Annotated in this window: 25 protein-coding genes and 1 pseudogene; 13 read left to right on the plus strand and 13 right to left on the minus strand. The window is 68.1% G+C overall.

Annotated elements, in window-relative coordinates; all coding sequences use genetic code 11:
• Positions 1-246: 246 nt before the first annotated feature.
• Positions 247-1,461: an MFS transporter gene (locus PL79_RS28020; protein ID WP_044844119.1), complete on the plus strand. Its 1,215-nt coding sequence runs from the start codon at positions 247-249 to the stop codon at positions 1,459-1,461.
• 27 nt (positions 1,462-1,488) lie between these two features.
• Here PL79_RS28020 and PL79_RS28025 read toward each other — a convergent pair whose 3' ends face one another.
• The 3 genes from PL79_RS28025 to PL79_RS28035 all read right to left on the minus strand — a co-directional run bounded on the left by PL79_RS28025 (position 1,489) and on the right by PL79_RS28035 (position 3,755).
• On the minus strand, positions 1,489-2,028 hold the full coding sequence (locus PL79_RS28025) for an RES family NAD+ phosphorylase (protein ID WP_235879346.1): 540 nt from the start codon (positions 2,026-2,028) through the stop codon (positions 1,489-1,491).
• 63 nt (positions 2,029-2,091) lie between these two features.
• Positions 2,092-2,757 carry a hypothetical protein gene (locus PL79_RS28030; RefSeq protein ID WP_044844145.1) on the minus strand — a complete coding sequence of 222 codons (666 nt, stop codon included), beginning with the start codon at positions 2,755-2,757 and terminating at the stop codon, positions 2,092-2,094.
• 107 nt (positions 2,758-2,864) lie between these two features.
• Complete coding sequence (locus PL79_RS28035) at positions 2,865-3,755, minus strand: DMT family transporter (RefSeq protein WP_044844117.1); 891 nt, start codon at positions 3,753-3,755, stop codon at positions 2,865-2,867.
• A 133-nt stretch (positions 3,756-3,888) separates the two neighbouring features.
• On the opposite strand from PL79_RS28035, the gene PL79_RS28040 reads away from it, so the two are divergent.
• The gene (locus tag PL79_RS28040) at positions 3,889-4,824 is read left to right on the plus strand and encodes an AraC family transcriptional regulator (protein WP_044844116.1); all 936 of its coding nucleotides are present in this window, start codon (positions 3,889-3,891) and stop codon (positions 4,822-4,824) included.
• Between the two features lie 68 nt (positions 4,825-4,892).
• On the opposite strand, the gene PL79_RS28045 is transcribed toward PL79_RS28040, so the two are convergent.
• Positions 4,893-6,104 carry a pyridoxal-phosphate-dependent aminotransferase family protein gene (locus tag PL79_RS28045; RefSeq protein ID WP_044844115.1) on the minus strand — a complete coding sequence of 404 codons (1,212 nt, stop codon included), beginning with the start codon at positions 6,102-6,104 and terminating at the stop codon, positions 4,893-4,895.
• Positions 6,105-6,338: 234 nt separating this feature from the next.
• On the opposite strand from PL79_RS28045, the gene PL79_RS28050 reads away from it, so the two are divergent.
• From PL79_RS28050 to PL79_RS28075, 6 genes are all read left to right on the plus strand, one after another.
• Entirely contained in the window at positions 6,339-6,578 is a 240-nt protein-coding gene (locus PL79_RS28050) for a hypothetical protein (protein ID WP_135801161.1), read from the plus strand.
• Between the two features lie 279 nt (positions 6,579-6,857).
• Complete coding sequence (locus PL79_RS28055; RefSeq protein WP_044844114.1) at positions 6,858-7,844, plus strand: LysR family transcriptional regulator; 987 nt, start codon at positions 6,858-6,860, stop codon at positions 7,842-7,844.
• A gap of 30 nt (positions 7,845-7,874) precedes the next feature.
• On the plus strand, positions 7,875-8,873 hold the full coding sequence (locus tag PL79_RS28060; protein WP_044844113.1) for a 2-hydroxyacid dehydrogenase: 999 nt from the start codon (positions 7,875-7,877) through the stop codon (positions 8,871-8,873).
• Positions 8,874-9,037: 164 nt separating this feature from the next.
• Positions 9,038-9,799: a 5,6-dimethylbenzimidazole synthase gene (gene bluB / locus PL79_RS28065; protein WP_044844112.1), complete on the plus strand. Its 762-nt coding sequence runs from the start codon at positions 9,038-9,040 to the stop codon at positions 9,797-9,799.
• Between the two features lie 346 nt (positions 9,800-10,145).
• Positions 10,146-11,315 carry an MFS transporter gene (locus tag PL79_RS28070; RefSeq protein ID WP_044844111.1) on the plus strand — a complete coding sequence of 390 codons (1,170 nt, stop codon included), beginning with the start codon at positions 10,146-10,148 and terminating at the stop codon, positions 11,313-11,315.
• A 138-nt stretch (positions 11,316-11,453) separates the two neighbouring features.
• Positions 11,454-12,614: an MFS transporter gene (locus tag PL79_RS28075; protein WP_044844110.1), complete on the plus strand. Its 1,161-nt coding sequence runs from the start codon at positions 11,454-11,456 to the stop codon at positions 12,612-12,614.
• 257 nt (positions 12,615-12,871) lie between these two features.
• Here PL79_RS28075 and fahA read toward each other — a convergent pair whose 3' ends face one another.
• From fahA to PL79_RS28100, 5 genes and pseudogenes are all read right to left on the minus strand, one after another.
• Positions 12,872-14,176, minus strand: coding sequence for a fumarylacetoacetase (gene fahA / locus PL79_RS28080; protein ID WP_044844109.1), 1,305 nt, complete (start codon positions 14,174-14,176; stop codon positions 12,872-12,874).
• On the minus strand, positions 14,173-15,507 hold the full coding sequence (gene hmgA / locus PL79_RS28085) for a homogentisate 1,2-dioxygenase (RefSeq protein WP_044844108.1): 1,335 nt from the start codon (positions 15,505-15,507) through the stop codon (positions 14,173-14,175). The genes fahA and hmgA overlap by 4 nt, the downstream gene beginning before the upstream one ends.
• A 20-nt stretch (positions 15,508-15,527) precedes the next feature.
• Positions 15,528-16,893, minus strand: a pseudogene (locus PL79_RS28090) (MFS transporter).
• On the minus strand, positions 16,890-17,120 hold the full coding sequence (locus tag PL79_RS28095) for a DUF2783 domain-containing protein (RefSeq protein WP_044844106.1): 231 nt from the start codon (positions 17,118-17,120) through the stop codon (positions 16,890-16,892). The pseudogene PL79_RS28090 and the gene PL79_RS28095 overlap by 4 nt, the downstream one beginning before the upstream one ends.
• Before the next feature lie 29 nt (positions 17,121-17,149).
• Positions 17,150-18,838: an FAD-dependent oxidoreductase gene (locus PL79_RS28100; RefSeq protein WP_044844105.1), complete on the minus strand. Its 1,689-nt coding sequence runs from the start codon at positions 18,836-18,838 to the stop codon at positions 17,150-17,152.
• Positions 18,839-19,218: 380 nt separating this feature from the next.
• On the opposite strand from PL79_RS28100, the gene PL79_RS28110 reads away from it, so the two are divergent.
• Complete coding sequence (locus tag PL79_RS28110; RefSeq protein WP_044844104.1) at positions 19,219-20,022, plus strand: EAL domain-containing protein; 804 nt, start codon at positions 19,219-19,221, stop codon at positions 20,020-20,022.
• A gap of 161 nt (positions 20,023-20,183) precedes the next feature.
• Here the strand turns inward: PL79_RS28110 and PL79_RS28115 are convergent, their stop codons facing one another.
• The gene (locus tag PL79_RS28115; protein WP_044844103.1) at positions 20,184-20,975 is read right to left on the minus strand and encodes an IclR family transcriptional regulator; all 792 of its coding nucleotides are present in this window, start codon (positions 20,973-20,975) and stop codon (positions 20,184-20,186) included.
• Positions 20,976-21,098: 123 nt separating this feature from the next.
• On the opposite strand from PL79_RS28115, the gene PL79_RS28120 reads away from it, so the two are divergent.
• Positions 21,099-22,286 carry an acyl-CoA dehydrogenase gene (locus tag PL79_RS28120; protein WP_044844102.1) on the plus strand — a complete coding sequence of 396 codons (1,188 nt, stop codon included), beginning with the start codon at positions 21,099-21,101 and terminating at the stop codon, positions 22,284-22,286.
• Positions 22,287-22,424: 138 nt separating this feature from the next.
• Here PL79_RS28120 and PL79_RS28125 read toward each other — a convergent pair whose 3' ends face one another.
• The gene (locus PL79_RS28125) at positions 22,425-23,063 is read right to left on the minus strand and encodes a peroxiredoxin (RefSeq protein ID WP_034182833.1); all 639 of its coding nucleotides are present in this window, start codon (positions 23,061-23,063) and stop codon (positions 22,425-22,427) included.
• Positions 23,064-23,381: 318 nt separating this feature from the next.
• Here PL79_RS28125 and PL79_RS28130 point away from each other — a divergent pair, with 318 nt between their 5' ends.
• The 3 genes from PL79_RS28130 to PL79_RS28140 all read left to right on the plus strand — a co-directional run bounded on the left by PL79_RS28130 (position 23,382) and on the right by PL79_RS28140 (position 24,685).
• Entirely contained in the window at positions 23,382-23,684 is a 303-nt protein-coding gene (locus PL79_RS28130) for a DUF883 family protein (RefSeq protein WP_044844101.1), read from the plus strand.
• A gap of 124 nt (positions 23,685-23,808) precedes the next feature.
• Positions 23,809-24,198, plus strand: a complete 390-nt coding sequence (locus PL79_RS28135; protein WP_044844100.1) for a phage holin family protein — start codon at positions 23,809-23,811, stop codon at positions 24,196-24,198.
• 43 nt (positions 24,199-24,241) lie between these two features.
• Positions 24,242-24,685, plus strand: coding sequence for a DUF3318 domain-containing protein (locus PL79_RS28140; protein WP_044844099.1), 444 nt, complete (start codon positions 24,242-24,244; stop codon positions 24,683-24,685).
• Positions 24,686-24,763: 78 nt separating this feature from the next.
• Here PL79_RS28140 and PL79_RS28145 read toward each other — a convergent pair whose 3' ends face one another.
• Positions 24,764-25,216, minus strand: coding sequence for a type IV pilin protein (locus PL79_RS28145; RefSeq protein WP_044844098.1), 453 nt, complete (start codon positions 25,214-25,216; stop codon positions 24,764-24,766).
• Positions 25,213-25,761, minus strand: a complete 549-nt coding sequence (locus PL79_RS28150; protein ID WP_082088464.1) for a pilus assembly protein — start codon at positions 25,759-25,761, stop codon at positions 25,213-25,215. The genes PL79_RS28145 and PL79_RS28150 overlap by 4 nt, the downstream gene beginning before the upstream one ends.
• Positions 25,762-25,801: the final 40 nt, after the last annotated feature.

Here is a 25,801-nt window from a genome sequence, read left to right on the forward strand (position 1 = left end):
ATAGCCCATCACGCATGGGGCCCATATAACTGCCGCGATATGCGCGCCGCGGCCGCCCGGCAGGCGTCGGGCGCCTTGCCCGGCCTGGGTTCCGGCCTGCCCGCAGCGGTCCGTCAGCCATTCTTCGACGATGAAAATGGGTCGCGATTAACTAAATGGTACCTGCGTGAAAACCGGTTCCATGGGAAAATCCCGATTCCGTTTTTCGCCGCTTTCCGCTCCGTTTCGTCCATTCGATCCGACCCCATGTCAACCGATTCCGCCACACCGCCGCGCAGCGGGTTTGCCGTCACGCTGCAAATCGTGTCCGTCGTCTGTTTCACGTTCATCTGCTATCTGACCATCGGCCTGCCGCTCGCGGTGCTGCCGGGCTTCGTCCATGACGACCTCGGTTTTTCCGCGATCGTCGCGGGCGGCGCGATCAGCGTCCAGTATTTCGCGACGCTCGCGTCGCGCCCGCTCGCCGGGCGCTTCGCCGATACGCTCGGGCCGAAGCAGACGGTGCTGCGCGGGCTGATCGGCTGCGGCGTGTCGGGCGTGCTGCTGCTCGTCGCGCTGCTGCTGGCCCACTGGCCGGTCGCGAGCCTCGTGCTGCTGGTCGCGAGCCGGCTCGTGCTCGGCGTCGGCGAGAGCCTGTGCGGCACCGGTGCGATCCTGTGGGGCATCGGGCGGGTCGGCGTTGCGCACAACGCGAAGGTGATCTCGTGGAACGGCATCGCGACCTACGGTGCGCTCGCGCTCGGCGCGCCGGTCGGCGTCGCGATCGCGCACACGCTGAATCCGGCGCTGATCGGCGTGATCGTGATCGCGCTCGCCGCGATCGGCTTCTATCTCGCGCGCCTGATCGCTTCCGTGCCGCTCGTGCACGGCGAACGGATGTCGTATGCGAGCGTGTTTACGCGCGTGCTGCCGCACGGCCTCGGCCTCGCGCTCGGCTCGGCCGGCTTCGGCTCGATCGCGACCTTCGTCACGCTGTACTACGCGGCGCGCCACTGGCCGAACGCCGCGCTGTCGCTGACCGTGTTCGGCACGCTGTTCATCGGCGCGCGGCTGCTGTTCGCGAACACGATCAAGACTCACGGCGGCTTCCGCGTCGCGATCGTGTCGTTCGCGTTCGAATGCTCGGGCCTCTTGCTGCTGTGGCTCGCGCCCGTGCCGCACGTCGCGCTCGTCGGCGCCGCGCTGACCGGCTTCGGCTTCGCGCTGATCTTCCCGGCGCTCGGCGTCGAGGCCGTCGCGCTCGTCCCGCCGGCGAGCCGCGGCGCGGCGCTGTCCGCGTATTCGGTGTTTCTCGACCTGTCGCTCGGCATCACGGGCCCGCTCGCCGGCTATGTGGCCGGTGCGTTCGGTTATCCGCAGGTGTTCCTGTTCGCGGCGGTGGCCGCGGCGGCCGGCGTCGCGCTGTCGATGGTGCTGTACCAGCGGCAGGCGCGGCTCGCGGGGAGCGGCGCGGCGGCGTGAGTCGTGCTGCCGCGCGCGCAACACCGTTCAACGCAGCAACACGTTGAAGTCGCGCAATACGCGGACGGCTTGAGGATGACCCCGGAACGGAACGGCGTCCCGGAGCGAGAGCTTGGGTTCGGCACGATCGAAGAGCACGAGGGCTTCCGACGTGTTCAGATGGCGCGACATGTACAGAAAGCCGTCGACCCGCCGCTGATGCCGGTGGACGGCCAGCGACCACTGCTGCGGAACGTCGTACGGCACGATCGTCGACAACGCACCGTCGCCGCCAAGGTTCTTCAGCGGCAAGCCATGCAGGACGGCCACGGCCAACGGCGCACCGTCGAATGAAAGCACGTACCGATCGAGCTCGGTCGTGACGAGCGGGAAACCGCCCAGCACCAGATCGGCGACTTCGTCGTGCAGCACCGTCTCCGCGAATGCGCAATGCAGATCGAAACCGAAATAGCTGGTGCCGAACCGCCGCCGCGGCCGCGGATCGTCGAAGCGGTTGCCGCCGGACTTGCCGAAGTACGGCTCGCCGGTTGCGAATCGCGAGATCCGGACCAGCGCCGCAGGCGCCACCTCGCGGATCGTGAGCGTCGCGCTCGCGAAATGCTTCCGCGGCACCGTCAACACCCGCGCCTCCTAGCGTCCCGCAAACGCTGCGGCCGCACGCTCGACCTCGTCAAGCTTCCCGCGCGACAGCGCGACCAGCGGCGTGACGTTGCCGAGTGACGCCTTGGGTGTCGTGAAGAACTGCCATTTGCTCCATCCCGGCAAGGCTCCGAGACGCTGAGTCACCTTCCCGAGCGTCTTGCGATCGATGTCGCCCGCCAGATAGAACGCCGGGTAGTACTGCGCGGCGCCGACGTCGACCGTGAAGATGCGCCCCGACGCCACCGCCTTGCTGAGCGCCTGCCGCGTCATGCCGAGCCCTGTCCAGATCTGCGCGGCCGGCAACAGCGTGCCGTCGGCAACCAGCGCGTGTCGTTCGGCCTGCGCATGCCGCTCCAGATCGGCGACGGCGACACCGGCGCGCGTAGCCGCTTCCCCCTTCTTTCGTCGGGACGGCTTCCTGTCGCGCGTCGCGGCGGCCGCGATACCGAACGTGATCGTGCCGGCCAGATCGATGACCTGCGCGATGCCTACCTTGAACAGGTGCCCAAGTTGCTCGTCCGACAGCCTGAGCAGCGCACGGGCGCGATCCGGCCCGAGCATGGTTGCCGCGCCGACGGCGCTGCGCAGCGCCTCCTCGGTCTCGATATCGAGAATCGCGGCGGAACCTTCGAGCGCGTGAGCGTGCGTGACCATCATCACCTCCTGATGCAACCGGAGGATCAAGCCTAGCCCCGATTCGAAATCAAGTCAACCAAGTCAACTTTTCGGCGCGATATCCGGACAGTGCCATACGACGTCGGTCAAGCCGTGCGCAGGAACAACCGGCGCGTCAGGTCGAACGCAACGAGATTGCCGGCCAGCACGAGCAGCAGCCCGATCACCGCGAGCGGCGACCACTGGTAGCCCTCGAAGACCGTCGACACGGCCAGCGCGACGATCGGGAACAGCACCGTGCAGTACGCCGCGCGCTCCGGCCCGATCCGCCCGACGAGCGTCAGGTACGCGGTGAACCCGATCACCGAGCCCGGCACGGCCAGATAGACGAGCGCGCCGAGATAACGCGGGCTCGGGTCGATCATGAACGGCAGCCCGGCCACCGCACTGCCGACCGTCAGGATCGCCGCGCCGATCAGCATCGCCCAGCCGTTGGTCGCGAGCGGATGCAGCCCCATCGATTGCATCCGGCTCGACAGCAGGTTGCCGGCCGAGAAGCACATCGTGCCCGCGAACGCGATCGCGAGGCCCGTCCAGGTCGCGTGATCGTCGAGGTGGCCGGCCATCTGCTGCCAGAACAGGCAGGCGATGCCGGTCAGCCCGAGCAGCGCGCCGGCAATCGCGGACGGCCGCAGCGGGCGGCCCATGAACAGCCGGCCGTTGATCGAATTCAACAGCGGCGCGGTCGAGAAGATCACCGCGACGAGGCCGCTCGGCACGACCTGCTCCGAGTAGTAGAAGCACAGGAAATTCAGGCAGAACAACGCGAAGCCCTGCGCGACGAGGTAGCGCCACGCCTCGCGCGGCGGACGCACCGGCCGGCGCATCACGCGCAGCAGCGCGAACAGCACGGCGGCCGCGAGCCAGAAGCGCCACGCGATCGACACGGGCGGCGGCACGGCGCCGAGCTGCCATTTGATGGCGATCCAGGTGGTGCCCCAGATCAGCACGGTGACGAAATAAAGCGACAGGTTCATGGCGGCAACGAAGCGAAACGAGTGAAACGGACTCAGACTGTGCCGCCGCCCCGCCCGCGCGGATTGTCCGGAATTGCGGTCTTTTTCGGGCGGCCGCACGGCGCGCCGCGCGCGCGCTTATACTCGTCGCACCATGAGTCCGCCCCTGTACGCCCCGCCCGCCGATCACGCCGCCGCCCTTGCCGGCGGTGCGATGCCGTTCGGCCTGCAGTCGGTGTGCCGCACGCTCGCCGAGGCGAACGCGACGCTCGAGCGCTTCACGTGGCTCGGCGATCATCTCGCGATCGCCGAATGGACGCGCATCACCGACGAAAGCGAGACGATCTACGAACAGCCGGGCCACCACACGCTGTCGTGCTATCTCGACGGCGGCTACCGGACGGAGCGCGAACGCGTGCCGCGCTACGGCGCGCCGAGCCTGCTGTGCACGCTGCCGGGGGACCATGAATCGCGCTGGTGGGTGCGCGGCGAGATGCACTTCATCCACCTGTACTTCCTGCCCGAGCACTTCACGCAGCGCGCGATCCGCGAACTCGATCGCGAGCCGCGCGAGCTGAAGCTCGCCGACCGCACCTATTTCGAGGATGCGCGCGTCGCGGCGCAGTTCCGTTCGCTTGCGCTGGAGCGCTGGGACGATGCCGACGGGCGGCTGCGCGTGAACGAAGCCGCGCACGACGTATTGAGCCTGCTGCTGCGCGGCCAGAGCACGACGCGCACCGACGTGCCGTTCCGCGGCGGACTCGCGCCGGCCGTGCGCCGCCGCGTGCGCGACTACATCGACAGCTACCTGTCGCAGCCGCTGACGCTCGGCGAACTGGCAGAGGTCGCCGCGCTGTCCGAATACCACTTCTCGCGGATGTTCCGGCTGTCGTTCGGCCGCGCGCCGCACGCATGGGTGGCCGAGCAGCGGCTCGCGCGGGCGCGCCTGCTGCTGCGCACGACGGCGCTGCCGCTCGCGCAGGTCGCGGCCGAATGCGGCTACGCGAACGCCGGCCACTTCAGCCATCGCTTTCGCGACGCGCACGGCACGACGCCGAACGCGTATCGGCGCGCGATGCAGGGCGGCTGAGCCCCGCGCGCACCTTCAACGTGCCGGCTGGCGCAGCGCGCACCCGGCACGCATCACTGTCTCCCTGCTTACGCGCCTCGCTGCGACAATTCCTGCTCGAGCGCGGCCACGCCGGCCGGCAGGTCCACCGGCACCTTCAGGTCGATCATCGTGCGGCCGAACGCGTGCAGCGTGCGGAACAGGTTGTGTTCGCGACACTGTTCGCCCATCTGCCCGATCCGCACGATCGGCAGCCCGAACGAGCCCGAGATCTCGACCTGGTACTGCTTCGAGATATGGCCGCACACCATCCCGGGCGTCAGCCCTTCGGGCGTCTCGATCCCGACCACCGAGTTGAGCCGGCAGTCCTTTGGCGCATAGAGCGCGAGCCCCATCGCCTCGACGCCCGCCTGCAACGCGAGCGAGCAGCGCAGGTGGCGCGCGAAGCGGCTTTCGAGCGTCTCCGCGCAGACGAGCCGCAGCGCCTCGTGCAGCGCGAGCACGCCCGACACCGGCGCCGTGTAGTGGTAGCCCGCGTTGTGCCAGAAGTTCTCCGCGAGCGCCATGTCGAGGCACCAGTGCGCGTTCGGTTCCGGCCGCTGCTTCATCCGGTCCCACGCGGCGTCCGAGAACGCGATCAGCGATACGCCGGGAATCGACGACAGCCCCTTCTGGCCGCCCGTGATCACCGCATCGATGCCCCACGCGTCCATCTCGAGCGGCATCGTCGACAGCGTGCACACCGCGTCGACGACGACCAGCGCGCCGGCCGCCTTCGCGAGCGCCGCGATGTCGCGCAGCTCGCGGTTCCACACGGTGTTCGACGTCTCGCCCTGCACGATCGTGACGATCTCGGGCCGCTCGCGCGCGATCGCGTCCGCGATCTCGTCGAGGCTCGCGACCGAGCGGTCGGCCACTTCGAGCGTGGCGACGGCGGCGCCGACGCGCGTGGCCATCTCGGCCATCCGCGCGCTGAAGAAGCCGTTGCGGATCGACAGCACGCGCGTGCCGCGCCACGCGAGGTTCGAGATCGCCATTTCCATCGCGGCGGAACCGGGGCCGGCGACGCCGAGCACCCACTTCGTGCGGGTCTGGAACACGTAGCGCGCCATCTCCTTCACCTGCTCGATGATCTTCGCCATCGTCGCGCCGAGGTGGTTGATCACGATCGTGTTCGCCTTCGCGACGGCGGCCGGGATCGGGACCGGGCCGGCCCCCATCATCAGCAGCGGTTCTTCGGGCAGGATCGCGTCGAGCGGCACGACGACGGGACAGGGAATCGGCGAGTAATCGATGGACATGGCTGGTAAAAGAGGAACGGAGAAAACGCTCGGACGTCGTTCGCCGCACGGCACGGCGAACTGATCGATCATTCCGCGTTCCGCGCCCGTGCGCAAGAGGCACGCGCGCCCGGACAGCGTGACGCTGGCCCGGTCGACGGACCGGGCCAGCCTGCCGCGCCCGCGTCGCACGACCGGGTTTCGTATTGCCGCGGCATTGCCGGCCGCATGCGAAACGGTTCCAACGGACGGTCGATGCCCGCGATTTTCTCCGGCAATATTGAGACGCGCATCCTGACGCCCGGGTTCAGCATGCCGCATGCATCTACCGGAATACCGGTCACCACGATGAAAATCGCGCGACTGGCATCGGCACACGAAAACCAGACCGGCACAAAAACATCCACTATCGCAGCATCTATTGGTGAGCGATTTCACCCATTACCGCACGACGTCACATTCCGACCGCATCAACATATTGATTTATATGAGTAATATTAAAATACAAGGCGGACCTTCCGAATACACGCCGGACTAACCCAGGCGCGTGCCAGCGCCGCCGATCCGTTAAATCGATACCCGCGATTTCGATTTTACGCAAGCCGCCCCCTTTCTCAGGTTGACGATATCGCTTCCGTAATGAACAATCGTCTGCAGAATCGAAAACCGATTTTTCGAGACGAACGAGACCCGGGGGTTGCGCGACGGTTTTCCAGGTCGTTTGACGAAAAATCCCAACCAAAATCAATCAACCGGGCCAGAAATTCGCGAGCCATGAACCAGATTCAGACCATGCGTGTGTTCGTCTGCGTCGCCGAGCAGCAGAGCTTCCGGCGCGCGGCGCACCATCTAGGCGTGTCCAACGCGCTCGTCACGCGCTCGATCGCGATGCTCGAGTCTCACCTGAACACGCGGTTGATCCACCGCACCACGCGCAACCTGTCGCTGACCGAGGCCGGCCTGCGCTACCTCGACGGCTGCCGTGCGCTGCTCGAGGAATTCGACCACCTCGAGGCATCCGTCGCGCACGCCGTGCGCGAGCCGGCCGGCACGCTGCGCGTCGTCGCATCGGGCCTGCTGTCGCCGCTCGCGCTGACGCCGCTCGTCAGCAGTTTCCGGCACCGCTACCCCGAATTGCGCGTGCAGCTCACCGTCGCCGAGGGGCCGCTCGACGTGCTCGATTCGGGCTACGACGTCGGCATCGTGACCGGCAACCGGCTCGACGGCAACCCGACGCTGATCGGCCACGCGCTCACGCCGAACCCGTTCGTCGCCTGCGCGGCGCCCGCCTATCTCGAACGGCGCGGCGAGCCGCGCGCCCCCGACGACCTGCCGGGCCACGACTGGGTCGCGCTCGCGCCGCACCAGCATGCGCCCGCGTGGCGGCTGGTCGGCCACGACGGCGTCACGCATTCGGTCACGGTGCGCCCGACCTGCACGGTCAACCAGCTGGCGCTCGTGCACGCTGCAACCGTCGCCGGGTCCGGCATCGCGGTACTGCCCGAGCCGAGCGTCGCCGACGCACTCGCCACCGGCACGCTGGTGCGGCTGTTGCCCGCTTACCGGATCGACGACCCGGACGCGCAGCTGTCGCTCGTCTACCCGAACCGCCAGTACGTGCCGGCCCGCACGCGCAGCTTCGTCGAGCATGCGCTCGAGCATTTCGGCGCGCAGACGGCCCGCGAGCGGACCGGCTACGGCTTCCTGCACACGCCCGATCGCGCCGAGATCGTCGCGGGCCGGCAGACGGGCCTGCAGTAAACTGCACGCGACAGCCATCGGAGGTGCAGCGTGCGCGTGATCCTGTTCAGCAGCCGGCAGTACGACGACGAATCATTCACCGCCGCCAATCGGTCATTCGGTTATCGGCTGCACTTCCAGCCGTCGCACCTCGACGCGGAAACCGCGATCCTCGCGCACGGTTATGAGGTCGTCTGCCCGTTCGTCAACGACACCGTCGACGCGGCCGTGCTCGAACGGCTCGCCGACGGCGGCACGCGCCTGATCGCGCTGCGCTCGGCCGGCTTCAACCATGTCGACCTGACGGCCGCCGAGCGGCTCGGCATCGCGGTCGTGCGGGTGCCCGCGTATTCGCCGCATGCGGTCGCCGAACACGCGGTCGCGCTGATCCTCGCGCTCAACCGCCGGCTGCCGCGCGCGGTCGCACGCACGCGCGAAGGCGACTTCTCGCTGAACGGCCTGCTCGGCTTCGACCTGCACGGCAAGACCGTCGGCGTGATCGGCACCGGCCTGATCGGCCGCGTGTTCGCGAAGATCATGATGGGCTTCGGGATGCATGTGCTCGCACATTCGATGCCGCCGTACGACGACGAACTGATCGCGTACGGCGCGCGCTATGTCGAGCTCGACGAACTGCTGCACCATGCCGACATCATCAGCCTGCACTGCCCGTTGCTACCGTCGACGCACCATCTGATCAACGCGCAGACGCTCGCGCGGATGAAGCACGGCGCGATGCTGATCAATACCGGCCGCGGCGGCCTGGTCGACGCGCCGGCGCTGATCGACGCGCTCAAGAGCGGCCAGCTCGGCCATCTCGGGCTCGACGTGTACGAGGAGGAAAGCGGCCTCTTCTTCGAGGATCACTCCGACCTGCCGCTGCAGGACGACGTGCTCGCGCGCCTGCTGACGTTCCCGAACGTGATCGTCACGTCGCACCAGGCGTTCTTCACGCGCGAGGCGCTCGCCGAGATCGCGCACACGACGCTGCTGAACATCGAGGCGTGGCACGCCGGCACGCCGACCAACGTCGTCACGACGGGGCGCTGAGGCGCGTCGTTCCGCACGGCGGTGGCGGAGCGTTGGCGGAGCGTTGGCGCGGCGCCTGAGCGCACGCGATCCATCAACGATTCGTCAATTTATTTCGACTGATGTAACGCCGCACGCGCGGCGTCTGCTATCGTTGCGCCGACCTCCCCCTGCTTCTGCCGCTCATGCGTTTCGACGACTCCGCCATTGCCGCGGTCTACCGCGCCATCTTCGAACGGCGCGACATGCGCCACTTCACGCCGGCGCCCGTCGATCCGGCCACGCTCGCGCGGCTGCTGCGCGCCGCGCACCACGCGCCGAGCGTCGGCTTCATGCAGCCGTGGCGCTTCATCCGCATCACCGATCCCGCGCTGCGCACCGCGATCCATGCGCTGGTCGAGGCCGAGCGCCGCGCAACCGCCGACGCGCTCGGCGAGCGGCAGGACGAATTCATGCGGCTGAAGGTCGAAGGCGTGCGCGAATGCGGCGAACTGCTGGTCGTCGCGCTGACCGACGACCGCGAGCGCCACGTGTTCGGCCGCCGCACGCTGCCGGAGATGGACCTCGCGTCGGCCGCCTGCGCGATCCAGAACATGTGGCTCGCCGCGCGCGCCGAAGGGCTCGGGATGGGCTGGGTGTCGCTGTTCGATGTCGACGCGCTGCGCACGTTGCTCGGCATGCCGGCCGGCGCGAAGCCGATCGCCGTGCTGTGCGTCGGGCACGTCGACGCGTTTTATGCGAAGCCGATGCTCGAGGAAGAGCGGTGGGCCGCGCGGATGCCGATCGAGGCGTGCCTGTTCGAAAATGGCTGGGATGTGCCGGCGGCCGGGGTCGCCGAGGGCAAGGCAACCTCCGGCGCGACCGGCGGATCGTCGCCGTCGCCCGAGGTTGCCGCACCGGACGTCCGCTTCGGCTCGACACCCGCCGGCGCCCTGTCCGACCGCTGACGGGATGCACGAGGGGCGGAACGGCCGCTTCGCCGGTCTTGCTCCGACCCGATATTATGGCTCGCTCTCGCTCTCGCTCTCGCTCTCGCTCTCGCCTTCGCCCTTGCCTTGCCACCGAGCGCTGAGCACTGAGCACTGAGCACCGAGCACCGAGCACTGAGCACCGCCAAATCCCACACTTTGGGCGCACCTTGGCCGTCACCCGTCGCACGCCGGCAACAACCATTTTGACCCCGAGCATAGGGGTTTTCACTGAAGTAGAATCGCGGCTGATATCTCCTCGCCTCGCCCCTTCCGCGCATGCCGCGCCGATCTCGGGCCGCGGCCTTTTCCGTAGCCCACCGCGATGCCATTACCTCTTTTCGCCCTTGCCGTCGCCGCATTTGGAATCGGTACCACCGAGTTCGTGATCATGGGGCTGCTGCCCAACGTCGCCCGCGACCTCGGCGTGTCGATCCCGGCCGCCGGGATGCTCGTGTCGGGCTACGCGCTCGGCGTGACGGTCGGCGCGCCGATCCTCGCGATCGTCACCGCGAAGATGCCGCGCAAGCGCGCGCTGATGGGCCTGATCGGGCTGTTCATCGCGGGCAACCTGTTCTGCGCGATCGCGCCCGGCTATGCGGTGCTGATGGCCGCGCGGGTCGTCACCGCGTTCTGCCACGGCGCGTTCTTCGGGATCGGCTCGGTGGTCGCGAGCAACCTCGTCGCGCCGAACCGCCGCGCGCAGGCGATCGCGCTGATGTTCACCGGCCTCACGCTCGCGAACGTGCTCGGCGTGCCGCTCGGCACCGCGCTCGGCCAGGCGTACGGCTGGCGCGCGACGTTCTGGGCCGTCACCGGCATCGGCATCGCCGCGGCCGCCGCGCTCGCGGTGTGCCTGCCGAAGCACCTCGCGATGCCCGACACCAGCATCACGCGCGAATTCAGCGTGCTGAAGCACCCGCAGGTGCTGATGGTGCTCGGCATCAGCGTGCTCGCGTCGGCGAGCCTGTTCAGCGTGTTCACGTACATCACGCCGATCCTCGAGGACGTGACGGGCTTCTCGCCGCGCCAGGTCACCTACGTGCTGCTGCTGTTCGGTCTCGGCCTGACCGTCGGCGGCACGCTCGGCGGCAAGCTCGCCGACTGGCGCCGGATGCCGTCGCTGATCGCGACGCTCGCGCTGATCGGCAGCGTCCTCGCGCTGTTCGCGGGCACGATGCACCTGCCGTTCGCGGCACTCGCGACGATCTTCGTCTGGGGCATCCTCGCGTTCGCGATCGTGCCGCCGCTGCAGATCCTGATCGTCGATCGCGCGAGCGACGCGCCGAACCTCGCGTCGACGCTGAACCAGGGCGCGTTCAACCTCGGCAACGCGACGGGCGCGTGGCTCGGCGGGATGGCGATCGGATCCGGCGTGTCGCTCGTGAACCTGCCGTGGGTCGGTGCAGCGATGGCGGTCGCTGCACTCGCGCTCACGCTGTGGTCGGCGTCGCTCGAACGCCGCCCGGTGAGCGGGCCGACCGGATACGTATGACGCGCGCGCGGCGGCGACGCGCGGCGGCACGGCGCGCGTCCGCGCCCGCGCGCCGCCGCGATCGTTGCGCACGCAACCCCATTCGATCCTGACGGCCTTCATGGACCTTTCAGGGGCCACGGTGTAGCATCGCGGCCGATGAAAGCCATTCTCAATCGTGATTTCCTCGCACTGATCCTCAGCGTCGCGGTGGTCGGTCTCGGCACCGGCGCCACGATGCCGCTCACCGCGCTCGCCTTGACCGAAGCCGGACACGGCACCAACGTCGTCGGCATGCTGACGGCCGCGCAGGCCCTGGGCGGCCTCGCGATCGTCCCGTTCGTCACCGCGCTCGCACGGCGCATCGGCGCGCGCCGCGCGATCGTCGTGTCGGTCGTGCTGCTCGCCGCGGCCACCGCGCTGATGCAGTTCACGTCGAACCTGATCGTGTGGGGCGCGCTGCGCGTGCTGTGCGGCGCGGCGCTGATGCTGCTGTTCACGATCGGCGAGGCATGGGTCAACCAGCTCGCCGACGACTCGACACGCGGCCGCGTGGTCGCGATCTACGCGACCAATTTCACGCTGTTCCAGATGGCGGGCCCGGTGCTCGTCAGCCAGATCGCCGGCGCGACGCGCATCCGCTTCGCGCTGTGCGGCGCGCTGTTCCTGCTCGCGCTGCCGGCGCTCGCGACGATCCGGCGCGCGCCGCTCGCCGGCGACGACGCACATCACGCAGCGCACGACAGCTGGTTCGCCGTGCTGCCGCGCATGCCCGCGCTGATCATCGGCACGGGCTTCTTCGCGCTGTTCGATACGCTCGCGCTGTCGCTGCTGCCGCTCTATGCGATGGATCACGGCGTCGCGAGCGCGACCGCCGTGCTGCTCGCGTCGATCATGCTGTTCGGCGACACCGCGATGCAGTTCCCGATCGGCTGGCTCGCGGACAAGCTCGGCCGCGAACGCGTGCACCTCGGCGCCGGCTGGATCGTGCTCGCAGGCCTGCCGCTGCTGCCGTTCGTGATCGCGAACCCGTGGCTGTGCTGGCCGCTGCTGTTCGTGCTGGGCGCGGCGGCCGGCAGCATCTACACGCTGTCGCTCGTCGCGTGCGGCGAACGCTTTCGCGGCGCGGCGCTCGTCACCGCGAGCTCGCTCGTGTCGGCGTCGTGGAGCGCCGCAAGCTTCGGCGGTCCGCTGGTCGCCGGCGCATTGATGGAGCAACTCGGCAGCAACGCGCTGATCGGCGTGCTGGTCGTCTGCGTCGCCTCGTTCGTCGCGGCAGCGCTGTGGGAACGACGCGCCGCGTTGCAGCGCGCGGTCTGACGCTGACGCTGACGCTGACGCTGACGTTGGCGTTGGCGTTGGCGTTGGCGTTGGCGTTGATGCCGATGCCGATGCCGACACCGACGCGCACGCTGGCGCAGACTCAAACACCCTGACGCTGAAACGCGTGCGCAGCATCACCCACCCGCACGCATCGGCGCACACGCGCGCCACTCTCCGACAAAACGAAAACGGCCCACTTAATGCAGGCCGCCCTGTCCTTCCGGACTACGCGCTACATGTCGCGCCGCGATCCGTCACGCGCCCCGCGCGGGAAGGATCTTGCCGGCACAGGTGCCGAAGCCGACGCGATAACCATCGCCCTGGCACCACCCGGCGAGCGTGAGCTCGTCGCCGTCCTCGATGAACGCGCGGCTGCCGCCGCCGTTCAGCGCGAGCGGCTCCTTGCCGTTCCACGTCAGTTCGAGCAGGCTGCCGAACGAATCCTTCGTCGGCCCGCTGATCGTGCCCGAACCCATCAGGTCGCCCACGCGCGTGTTGCAGCCCGCGACCGTGTGATGCGCGAGCTGCTGCGCCATCGTCCAGTACATGTGCCTGAAGTTGGTGCGGCAGATCGACGTCGCTTCGGCCGCACCTTCGGCGCGCAGCGTCACTTCGAGCGCGATGTCGAATGCATGCTTGCCCGCGTGCCGCAGATACGCGAGCGGCTGCGGCGACTGTTCGGGCTGCGCGACGCGAAACGGTTCGAGCGCGTCGAGCGTGACGATCCAGGGCGAGATCGTCGTCGCGAAGCCCTTCGAGTTGAACGGGCCGAGCGGCACGTATTCCCACTGCTGGATGTCGCGCGCGCTCCAGTCGTTCAGCAGCACCATCCCGAAGATGTGCGCTTCGGCATCCTCGCACGCGATCGGCTCGCCGAGCGCATTGCCGCGGCCGACGATGAAGCCCGTCTCCAGTTCGATGTCGAGCTTGCGGCACGCGCCGAACACCGGACGCTCCTGGTCGGGCAGCTTCAGCTGCCCGTTCGGGCGCCGCACCGGCGTGCCGCTCACGACCACTGACGACGCACGGCCGTTGTAGCCGATCGGCATCTCCGACCAGTTCGGCAGCAGCGCATTCTTCGGATCGCGAAACATCGAGCCGACGTTGGTCGCATGCTCCTTCGACGAATAGAAATCGGTGTAGCCGGGAATGTCGACCGGCAGGTGCAGCGTCGCGTCGCGCTGCGCGACGAGCGCTTGCGCGCGCAACGCGGCGTCATCGCGCAGTCGCGCGTCGTCGCGTGAAAACAGTGTCGACAGCTGCACGCGCACGCTGCGCCATGCGTCGCGACCGAGCGCGATGAACGCATTGAGCGTCGGCGCGGCGAACACGTCGGCGCCGGCCGGCAGCGTCACGAGGCCCGCACGCGCGAGCGCGGCGAGGTCGACGATCTGGTCGCCGAGCGCGACGCCCGCGCGGCGCGCCGGTTGCTTCGCATCGCTGAAGATCCCGAACGGCAGGTTCTGGATCGGGAAATCGCAGGCGGGATCGTTCGCCGTCTCGACCCAGCTCTTGCGAGCCGGGTCGAGCGTCGCGCGCCAGTCTTGGGTATCGCTCATCGTTGCTCCGGATTGAAGTGTTTCCTGATGCCTTGCCAGCATTCGAAGTAGTCGGCCTGCAGCTGCGCCGTGTCGAGCGCATAGCGCGTCGGCCGGATCAGCGTGCGGGTTTCGAACATGAACGCCATCGTCGCGTCGACCTTGTGCGGCTTCGTCGTGTCGCTCGCCGACGCCTTCTCGAACGTGTCCGCGTCCGGCCCGTGGCCCGACATGCAGTTGTGCAGGCTCGCGCCGCCCGGCACGAAGCCTTCGGCCTTCGCGTCGTACGCGCCGTGCACGAGCCCCATGAACTCGCTCGCGACGTTGCGGTGGAACCAGGGCGGGCGGAACGTATCCTCGGCCGCGAGCCAGCGCGGCGGGAAGATCACGAAGTCGATCGTGTCGACGCCCGGCGTGTCGCTGGGCGACTGCAGCACGAGGAAGATCGACGGATCGGGATGGTCGAAGCTGATCGAGCCGATCGTGTTGAACAGGCGCAGGTCGTATTTGTACGGCGCGTAGTTGCCGTGCCACGCGACGACGTCGAACGGCGAATGGCCGATGTCCGCGCGCCACAGGCGCCCGTTCAGCTTCGCGACCAGCTCGAATGCGCCCTCGCGATCCTCGTACGCGGCCTGCGGCGTGAGGAAATCGCGCGGGTTCGCGAGCCCGTTCGAACCGATGGGGCCGAGGTCAGGCAGGCGCAGCAGCGCGCCGAAGTTCTCGCAGATGTAGCCGCGCGCATCGCCGTCCGGCAGCGCGACGGAAAAACGCACGCCGCGCGGAATCACCGCGATCTCGAACGGCTCGACGTCGAGCCGGCCGAATTCGGTCGCGATGAAGAGCCGCCCCTGCTGCGGCACGATCAGCAGCTCGCCGTCGGCGCTGTAGAAAAAGCGGTCCTGCATCGAGCGGTTCGCCGCGTACAGGTGGATCGCACAGCCGTTCATCGCGGCCGCCGAACCGTTGCCGGCCATCGTCACGAGCCCTTCGACGAAATCGGTCGGCTCGACCGGCATCGGCAGCGGATCCCAGCGCAGCTGGTTCGGCGGCGTCGGCGGCACGTCGGCCGAATCGCCGAATTCCGATACGAGCCGCTGCGGGCCCGTGAACGGCTCGAACGGCCGGTGCACGGCCGCCGGCCGGATCCGGTACAGCCACGAGCGGCGGTTGTGGCTGCGCGGTGCGGTAAACGCGGTGCCCGACAGCTGCTCCGCATACAGCCCGTACGGCGCGCGCTGCGGCGAGTTGCGGCCGTGCGGCAGCGCGCCGGGCAGCGCCTCGGTCGCGAATTCGTTCGCGAATCCGCTCAGGTAGCCGGCGGTCGCCGGTTTCGACAGGTCAAGCGTCATCGTTTCCTTTCTCCATCAATTCATGAATTCATGGCAGTGTTCGGCGCCTGCGCCCCGCTGCGCCGCGTGACGCCGGCCAGGCCCAGCACGAACAGCGCCGAGCACAGCACGGGCACCGCGGCCGCATGGAACAGCGCGCCGTTGGTCCAGTTGAGCGCAATCAGTTGTCCGCCGACGAGCGGCCCGAGCACCGAGCCGATCCGGCCGATACCGAGGCTCCAGCCGATGCCGGTCGAGCGCAGCGACGTCGGGTAATACTGGCCCGCGAGCGCGTTCACGGCCGGGCTGCCCGCCGACCACGCAGAACCCGCCGGCGAACACGACGAGCAGCAGCCACGGCAGCGCATGCGCGACCGAGCCGATCAGCCCCACCGACACGGCCGCGCATGCGAAGCACGCGAACAGCACGCGCACGAAACCGTAGCGTTCGATGAACCAGCCGAGCGACAGCGTGCCGATCACGCCGCCCGTCTGCAGCACCGTGCCGACGATCACCGCCGTGCCCGGCGAATAGCCCGCGTCGCGCATCACCGTCGGCAGCCAGTTCGACAGGAAGTACAGGTCGATCAGGTTCATGAAGCTGATCGACCACAGCAGCAGCGTGACCGGCAGGCGACCATGACGGAACAGCTCGGCGACCGGCGCGCCGCTCGCCGCGCGCTCGCGCACGACGAGGCGCGTGGTCGCATCGATGCCGGCCTGCGGCGCGAAGCGCGCGAGCCAGTCGCGTGCCTGCGCGTCGCGCCCTTTCAGCACCAGGAACTGCAGCGACTCGGGCAACCGCGCGAACATCGCGAGCGTCAGCACCAGCGGCACCGCGCCGCCGACGAAGAACACCGAGCGCCAGCCGAGCGCCGGAATCAGCGCGGCGCTGATGAAGCCGCCGAGCGCGGCGCCGAGCGTGAAGCCGCACGACACGATCATCATCCGCTTCACGCGATGGGCGGCCGGGCTGAACTCGCCGACCAGCGCCATCGCGTTCGGCATGATGCAGCCGAGGCCGAGGCCCGTGACGAAGCGCAGCGCCATCAGCACCGGGATCGAACCCGCGAACGGCGTCGCGAGCATCGTCACCGCAAAGAACAGCGTCGAGCCGATCAGCACCGGGCGCCGCCCGATCCGGTCGGCCAGCACCGACAACCCGAGCGCGCCGAGCAGCATCCCGAACAGGCTCGCGCTGAACACGGGCCCGAGCGCCTGCTTCGGCACGCCCCATTCGGCGATCACGCTCGGCGCGACATACCCCATCGCCTGCGCATCGAAGCCGTCGATCACGAGACACAGCCCGCACAACACGAGCAGCATCCAGTGAAAGCCCGGGCGATGCGTCTCGTCGATCACGCGCTCGACTTCGAGCACGCGCGCGTCGGCCGGCGCCGCGCTCATTGCGCCGCCTCGGCGGCCGGATGCACGGGCGGCGTCACGCCCTGGCGCGCGAGCGCCATCGCTTCGCGCAGCACGTCGGCGTCGCCGATCTGGTTCGCGAGCAGCAGGATCAGCTTCGCGTTGACGAGCTGGCTGTCGGCGTCCGACAGGTCGCGATGCATGTCGATCAGCGCTTCGTAGAACGCGTCCGGATCGGCCAGGCGCGGGCGGGTGTCGAGTCGGGGCATGACGGGTGTCTCCGGTATCGTTGTCGTGGTCAATGCGCGGCTGCGCGTGCGCAGGTCGCGCGCGCCAGTGCGTCGGCGATCGCCTGGCGCTCGAGCGTGCGCATCCGTGCGCAGACGTGCTGGTCGGGACGCAGCAGGTAGAACGTGCCGGGCTTCGCGTCGTAGCGTTGCGCGATGAAACCGTCGGCGTCCTCCACGACGTCGACGCCGGCCACCGGTTGCGCATGCCCGGCCGGCACGACCAGCACCGGCCGCACCGGCAGCGCGAGGCCGTCGAGCGCCTGCGCGAGCGCGGCGGCGTCGCCCGGCAGCCCGAACAGCATGCCCGCGAAACCGTCGCCCAGATGCCGCAGCAGCCAGCCGGACGCACCCTGCGCGCGCACCGGCGCATCGGCCGCCGCCGCGCCCGGCCGCATCGCGCACGCGAACGCGTCGCCGTTGCGGTCCGGCGTGTTCAGCGGCGAATCGGTCAGCACGGCAGGCACCGACAGGCGGCCGCTGTTCACGAGCTTGCGCGCGAATTCGCAGTCGCGCGCAAGCTTCAGCGTCGCGTCGCGGAACACGCGCGACACCGCGCTCTTCGGCGTGATGAAGTCGGTCGAGCGCGTCGAATTGCGGATGTTCTCGTCGGCCGCGAACTCGCGCTCGCTCGCGTAGGTGTCGAGCAGGCGGTCGTGCGCGCGGCCGTCGAGCACGAGCTTCAGCTTCCACGCGAGGTTGTCCGCGTCCTGCACGCCGCTGTTCGCGCCGCGCGCACCGAACGGCGACACGCCGTGCGCGGAATCGCCCGCGAACAGCACGCGGCCATGACGGAACGTGTCCATCCGCTGGCAGCGGAACGTATAGACGCTCACCCATTCGAGCTCGAACTCGACGTCCGGCCCGAGCAGCGCGCGCACGCGCGGGATCACGCGTTCCGGCTGCTTCTCGGCGACCGGATCGGCGTCCCAGCCGAGCTGGAAGTCGATGCGCCACACGTTGTCGGGCTGGCGGTGCAGCAGCACCGACTGGTTGCGGTGGAACGGCGGATCGAACCAGAACCAGCGTTCGGTCGGGAATTCCGCCTTCATCTTCACGTCGGCGATCAGGAAGCGGTCCTTGAACGTGCGGCCGCGGCTCTCGAGACCCATCGCCGCGCGCATCGGGCTGCGCGAGCCGTCGGCCGCGATCACGTATTGCGCGCGCAGCGTCTCGATCCCTTCCGGCGTCTCGACGGTGAGCGTCGCGTGTTCCGCCGACTGCGCGACACCCGTCACCTTGTGCTTCCAGCGAATGTCGAGGTTGGGCAGCGCGAACGCGCGCTCGGCCAGATAGCCTTCGACGTAGTACTGCTGCAGGTTGATGAACGCGGGACGCGCATGGCCTTCCTCCGGCAGCAGGTCGAACGCATACAGCTGTTCGTCCTGCAGGAACACCTTGCCCACATGCCAGCTCACGCCCTTGTCGACGAAGCGCTCGCCGCAGCCGAGCCGGTCGAAGATCTCGAGCGTGCGCTTCGCGAAGCAGATCGCGCGCGAGCCCGTCGACAGCGTGTCGTCGTCGTCGAGCAGCACGACCGGCACGCCCTGCTGCGCCAGGTCGATCGCGGCCGACAGGCCCACCGGGCCCGCGCCGACGACGATCACCGGGTGGAGGGTCGCGTCATCGCCGGCGGCGCGCGTCGCGCGCGGCCGGTAGTCGAACTTCAGCGTCTGGTAATCGATGCTCATGGTCGCCATCCGCTCCTCAACCCTGCCGTGCGCATGCCGGCGCGCGCAGCGTCGTTCCGCTCATGCCCGTTGCCCGCCGCCGCCGCGGCCCGCCCTGTTCCGTCCACTTCCTGTCAACCGCCACGTCTCGCTCCTTGCTTCCTGTTGATCCGATTCGGGAAACGGCACCGCTGCGGGCGCCCGAACGCCGCTTTTCTTGATCGGCGACATATTCTTGGATTTACGAATAGTAAAACCAATTACGAATAGTGAAATCAACGTAAACCCTAGCCGCCGGTTCCGGAACGGGATAACCATATGAGCGAAACGCCAAGCCGAGCCGGGCTCGCGCTGCTAATATCGAGAAATGAGGCGGCCCTTTCGGCCGCCATTTTTTCCTTCCCACGTCGATGATTCCGCCCAACATTCCCGAGCTGGTCGTCCGTGCCGGGCAACTGCCGTATCTGCGGGAACACCTTGCGCTCGCCGAGGGCGGCACCGCGTGCGCCAATCTGCCGGAGCGCACGCTCGCGAGCGCCTATGAACCGATCTACGACGTGACGATGCCCGGCGCGCCGCAATCGACGTCGTTCGCGGACGCGATCGAGCGCTACGGCGACGAACTCGGCTTCCAGGCCGTCACGCTGGTCACGGGCACGCCGCACGATCCGGTCGATTCGGCCGTCGACGACCAGACGCTCGTCGCGATCGACCGGCTGTCGCGCGCGCTGCACGCGATCAACTTCTTCGGCGCGCAACGTCACGGGCTGCTGTTCCTGCGTGTGCACGAACGGCTGCTCAAGAGCGTGAAGTACGACCACGGCAAGCATTTCTCGTCGGTGCTGCAGCGTTTCGGGCTGCCGACCGAGCGGATCGTGATCGAGCTGCCGGCCGTCGCGGTCGCGCACAAGACCTTCCTCGGCTACCTGACGCGCAGCTACCAGCATCACGGCTTCAAGGTCGCCGACAAGCTGCCCGACCCGGGCCGGATCCTCGCGGTCGAATCGGAGATGGCGCGGCCCGACTACATCAAGATGGATGCGGGCATCGCGCTGCGCGACGGGATGGTGAAGGCGCTGGTCGCGTATGCGCAGCGCGTGCGGATTCCGCTGATTTTCGACGGCGTCGTCGACGAGACGCAGTGCGAGCTGCTGCGCCAGCACGACGTGCGGTTCATGCAGGGGCCGGTGTTCGCGAAGGTCGTCACGGCCTGATTGGCGGTGTGGCTGCCGGCGCGCGGGAGCAGCCGGCGCGCGGGGAGCGCCGCGCAGAAGCGTGGATTCGATTCAGCGAGCGGGTAGCGGCGGGGATCGGGATGTCGGCACGCCCGCTCGCGTGCCCGGGCGCTCCGGCGACACGCCGCGCAGGGCCTGTTTCAGACCGTCTGCCCGAGCCGCTGCGCGAGCGCCTTCAGCTTCGGCCCGACCTGCGTGCGAAACACGTCCTCGTCCATCGACGACGCAGGCCCGCTGCAACTCAGGATCAGCCAGCGCCCCTCGCGCGGCTCGCGAAAAGGCACGGCCGCCGCGTTCACGTCCATGTGCCACGCGCGGAACGAATAACAGCATCCGCCCGCGGAGAATTCGGCCACCGCGTCCTGTGCGGCCGCGACGAGTGCATCCGCGTCGGCCGCGCCGCCCGCCGCCCGGTGCAGATCCGCGTAGAGCGCGCGGCGCACGTCCTCCGGCTGCACGGCCAGGTACGCGCGCCCCATCGAGCTCGTCAGCATCGACAGCCGCGAGCCGGGCGCCAGCCCGAGCGTCAGCGCCGTTTCGCTGCGGATCGTCTCCAGATAGATCATGTCGAGCCCGTCCCGGCAGCCGAGCGACACGGCCGCGCCGATCTCGCGCGCGAGCGCCTGCATGTGCGGCCGCGCGAGATCGAGCGTCCCCGAGCCGGACAGCAACGCGTAGCCGAGCGACAGCACGCCGGCGTCGAGCGCATACTTTCCGAGCGTCTCGTCGTAGCGCAGGTAGCCGAGCACGGTCAGCGTGTAGGCGAGCCGGTTCACCGTCGCCTTCGGCAGCCCGGTGCGCTCCGCGAAGTCGCGATTGCCGAGCATCGTCTCGCCGGGCCGGAATGCGCGCAGCAGGTCGAGCCCGCGCGCGAGCGCAACGACGAACTTGCGTTCGTCGATCGTGGTTTCGTCGATGGTTGAAAGCGTCATCTGATGCTACACTGGGTTCGTTTTGCAAAACATTGTTCCGCACAGCGGAACTTGAGTCAAGCGAACTTTAGACATCGGGCCAGGCGGCGAAGCGCCAACCCGGGGCCGACAGGAGATGAAACGATGGCTGCTGCAACTTTTCATTGGGACGATCCGCTGCTGCTCGACCAGCAACTGACCGAAGAAGAGCGGATGGTGCGCGATGCCGCGCACGCGTACGCGCGGGACAAGCTCGCGCCGCGCGTGACCGAAGCGTTCCGCCATGAGCGCACCGACGCCGAGATCTTCCGCGAGATGGGCGAGATCGGCCTGCTCGGCCCGACGATTCCTGAAGAATACGGCGGCCCCGGTCTCAATTACGTGAGCTACGGGCTGATCGCGCGCGAAGTCGAGCGCGTCGACTCCGGCTACCGCTCGATGATGTCCGTGCAGTCGTCGCTCGTGATGGTGCCGATCCACGAATTCGGCTCGGACGCGCAGAAGCAGAAATACCTGCCGAAGCTCGCGAGCGGCGAATGGATCGGCTGCTTCGGGCTGACCGAGCCGAACCACGGCTCCGACCCGGGCAGCATGGTCACGCGCGCGAAGAAGGTGCCCGGCGGCTATTCGCTGTCCGGCGCGAAGATGTGGATCACCAACTCGCCGATCGCCGACGTGTTCGTCGTGTGGGCGAAACTGGAAGAAAACGGCAAGGACGCGATCCGCGGCTTCATTCTCGAGAAGGGCTGGAAGGGCCTGTCGGCGCCGGCGATCCACGGCAAGGTCGGGCTGCGTGCATCGATCACCGGCGAGATCGTCCTCGACGAGGTGTTCGTGCCCGAAGAGAACCTGATGCCCGACGTGAGCGGCCTGCGCGGCCCGTTCACGTGCCTGAACTCGGCGCGCTACGGGATTGCCTGGGGCGCGCTCGGCGCAGCCGAGTCCTGCTGGCACACCGCGCGCCAGTATGTGCTCGACCGCAAGCAGTTCGGCCGCCCGCTCGCCGCGAACCAGCTGATCCAGAAGAAGCTCGCCGACATGCAGACCGAAATCACGCTTGGCCTGCAAGGCGTGCTGCGTCTCGGCCGGATGAAGGACGAAGGCACGGCGGCCGTCGAGATCACGTCGATCATGAAGCGCAACTCGTGCGGCAAGGCACTCGACATCGCGCGGCTCGCGCGCGACATGCTCGGCGGCAACGGCATCTCGGACGAATTCGGCGTCGCACGCCACCTCGTGAACCTCGAAGTGGTGAATACGTACGAAGGCACGCACGACATCCATGCGCTGATCCTCGGCCGCGCCCAGACGGGCATCCAGGCGTTCTTCTGATCATTCGCAGGCACGGCGCGGCGCCCTTCGCGTCGCATCGTCGCCGCTGAAACGACACGGCCCGCCCGGCATCGCTGCCGGGCGGGCCGTTTTCATCGACGCGCGTTCGTCACGCGCCGCCGATGCGGCAGCCGCTCCTTACTTGTTCGGCTGCGGCGTGAGGCGCAGGTACGGGCGCACGGCGTTGAAGCCCTTCGGGAAGCGTTTCTTCAGCTCTTCCGGATCCTGCAGCGACGGCACGATCACGACGTCGTCGCCGTCCTTCCAGTTGCCGGGCGTCGCGACCTTGTAATTGTCGGTCAGCTGCAGCGAGTCGATCACGCGCAACACTTCGTCGAAGTTACGGCCGGTGCTGGCCGGATAGGTGATGGTGAGCCGCACCTTCTTGTTCGGGTCGATCACGAACAGCGAGCGCACCGTCAGCGTTTCGTTCGCGTTCGGGTGGATCATGTCGTACAGCTGCGAAACCTTGCGGTCCGCGTCGGCGATGATCGGGAAACCGACCACGGTCGACTGCGTTTCGTTGATGTCGTTGATCCAGCCCTTGTGCGATTCGACGCCGTCGACCGACAGCGCGATCACCTTCACGTTGCGTTTCTCGAATTCGCCCTTCAGCTTCGAGGTCAGCCCGAGTTCAGTCGTGCACACCGGCGTGTAATCGGCCGGGTGCGAGAACAGGACACCCCAGCTGTCGCCCAGCCACTCGTGAAACTTGATAGGGCCCAGGCTCGATTCCTGCTCGAAATCCGGTGCGATGTCGCCAAGACGCAGACTCATGATGTTCCCTCCTCGAACGATGCTGGTTGAAACCGCGCGCTGGATGGCGCGGGACAGTCCATCAGCTTACGGGAAGCAATGAGACATGCGAACGATTATTACGTTTGATATTCATACTTTTTTGTCATTTTTGCCGGGTGGCGGCGCGGCACGAATGGCGCCAGGGAAACTTTTCGTATCGTCTGAAGCTCTGTTGACGATTACGAGTCGTTTACCATGCAGTCTTGCACTGCCGCCGTTTATTTGTCCCGGCTCGCCAGCGGGCAGGCGTTTCGCTAGGATGTGAACCTGCAGCATGACAGCATGAAGGGAGTTGCAATGTCGGAAATCAACAAGGAGAAACTGATGTCGGATATCAAAACCGTTCTCGCGGACGCCGAGGATCTGCTCAAGCAAGCGGCGAGCAGCACGGGCGACCGTGCGGCCGAACTGCGCGAAAAAGCCCTGTCGCGCCTGAAGCAGGCCAAGGAAAAGGCAACCGACGTCCAGGTCGTGGTGGTCGAAAAAGGCAAGAAGGCCGCGCGCGCGACCGACGACTACGTGCACGAGCATCCGTGGACGTCGATCGGCGTCGCTGCCGGCGTCGGTGTGCTGATCGGCCTGCTGATCAACCGTAAGTAACGCGCTCGGCGCCGTTCCGCCCCATGCGCCGCCCGGTGCGGCACATGGGCGCCGAAGCCGGCCGGCGGTTCGCCGCCGGCCAGCTTTGACCTAGACGCTCACTGCGCGCGCAAGCGCCTTATTCATGACGACAGACACCCACTCGCAGCCGTCCGGCCAGGGACCGTTGCGCCGCTTCGTCGGCTCCGCGATCGGCCTGCTGCAGACGCGCCTCGAACTGGTCGGCATCGAACTCGCCGAGGAGAAGGAACGCCTGATGGGCGTGCTGTTCCTCGGGCTCGCGGCGATGATGCTCGCGACGATGGCGCTCATCAGCCTGACCGTGCTCGTCACGATCGCGTTCTGGGACACCTACCGGTGGCAATCGCTCGCGGTCATCACCGCGCTGTACGCGATCGCCGGTATCGCATGTGCGCTGAAGGCGCGCACGGGCCTGCGCGAGGCGCCGACCGTGTTCGAAGCAACGCTCGCCGAGCTCGAGAAAGACCGCGAGGCTTTCCGCGGCAAGCCGTGAACGCAGTCGCGCTCACCCCTCTCACCTACTTCGCCGACGCGCCATGAGCCAGAACGTCACGGGCCACTCGCCCCGCCCCCATTCGTCGCGATCGAAGTGGAGCGCGTCGCAGCATCGCGCGCTCCGCAAGGAATTGCTGATCCTGCGATCCGAGGTCGAGCGGCTCGAGCTTGCCGAAGCCGCCGCCGAAATGCGCCACGCCGTCACGCGCTTCAGCTGGCTCAAGGTGTTCATCCCCGGCCTGTCGAGCGGCAAGTTGAGCCAGTCCGCCAAGAACCTGAACGCGAACCTCGGCCAGCTCGTCAACCAGTATCCGATGCTGAGTTCGCTCGCGTCGCTCGTGCTGGCGAAACCCGTTCGATCGCTGCTGCGCGCGAGCGCGGGCCCCGCGCTGAAGTGGGGCACCGTCGGCTTCGCCGCGTGGGAGTTCTACCGGATCTGGAAACAGTCGCGCGATGAACGCGCAATGGCCGCGAACGACGACTGATACGCAACGACGGGCGTGCACGGCCATCTGGCGGCGCGCGTTTTCCGTGCGTGAACGTGTGAACGTGTGATCGGGCGATCAGCGCACGCCCCAGCATGTCCGCTCCAGTGTCTCGGACGCTGCGTCGCTCGATCCCGTATTGCCTTTCGTGCCGTCCGAACGCAGCGTGAATGCGCCGCATGCATCGGCACGCATCGGGCCTGCCTCGAGCGGGTTCGCAACGAGTTCGTAGACGACCTGCGCATCGTCGCCGACCGATCGCTTCAACCCCACGCGGTAAATCGCCTGCCCGTCCGGCGGTGCCTGTGCGTATGCGTCCGGCAACGTCTGCGGCGCCGGGCCATCGAGCGTTTCGAGATATTGAGCGGCGCGATACAGCGCGGCAACCGCGGACGCGCGATGCATGCGCGCGACATGTTCGCGATACGACGGGACGCCCCACGCGGCCAGCACGGCGACGATCCCAAGCACGATCATCAGTTCGAGCAACGTGAACGCCGCCGACCGGCGCAGCAATCCATGCGCTTTCATCGATGCACCGCCGCGACGCGACGCCAGCGCTGCGCCACGATGCGTCCGTCGCGCAGCGCGACCTGGCCCTGCAGCCAGACCACGCTCGACGCATGGCCGCCGACACCACGCGCGGTGACGAGGTAAGCGCGACTCCCTTGCGGACCGACGCCTCGCCAGGCTTCGATCAGGCAACGCGGTGGCTGGGCCGCCATCGGCCAGGATACGAACGGCGCGAATGCATCGTCGATGCCCAGCGCGGGCGTACGCCGCCATGCATCCGGCTCGCCGGGTGATAGCGGTTCGTCCATGTACGGCGCCCCGCCGCGAAGCAATCGCGCGGTACAGGCGGCCAGTGCTGCGTCGGCCGCGTGAAATGCAATCAACCGGTCCGACAATGCACGCGTGCGGCGCGATTCCGTCAGCGCGGATTCGAACCATGTACCGGTCAGCGCGGCGACCGCCGCGCCGACCGCGATCACGGCAGGCAGTGCAAGGCCCGCGTCGCGACGCCAGCCGCGGCTGGCGGATGGCAAGCGTGCGCGCGTTGCTCTTCCGCTCAGCATGAGGCCCTCACCGTGTGCTGCGAGTCGAAGAAAGCAACGA

This window comes from Burkholderia sp. USMB20 (genome assembly GCF_000949135.2).
Lineage (GTDB): Bacteria > Pseudomonadota > Gammaproteobacteria > Burkholderiales > Burkholderiaceae > Burkholderia.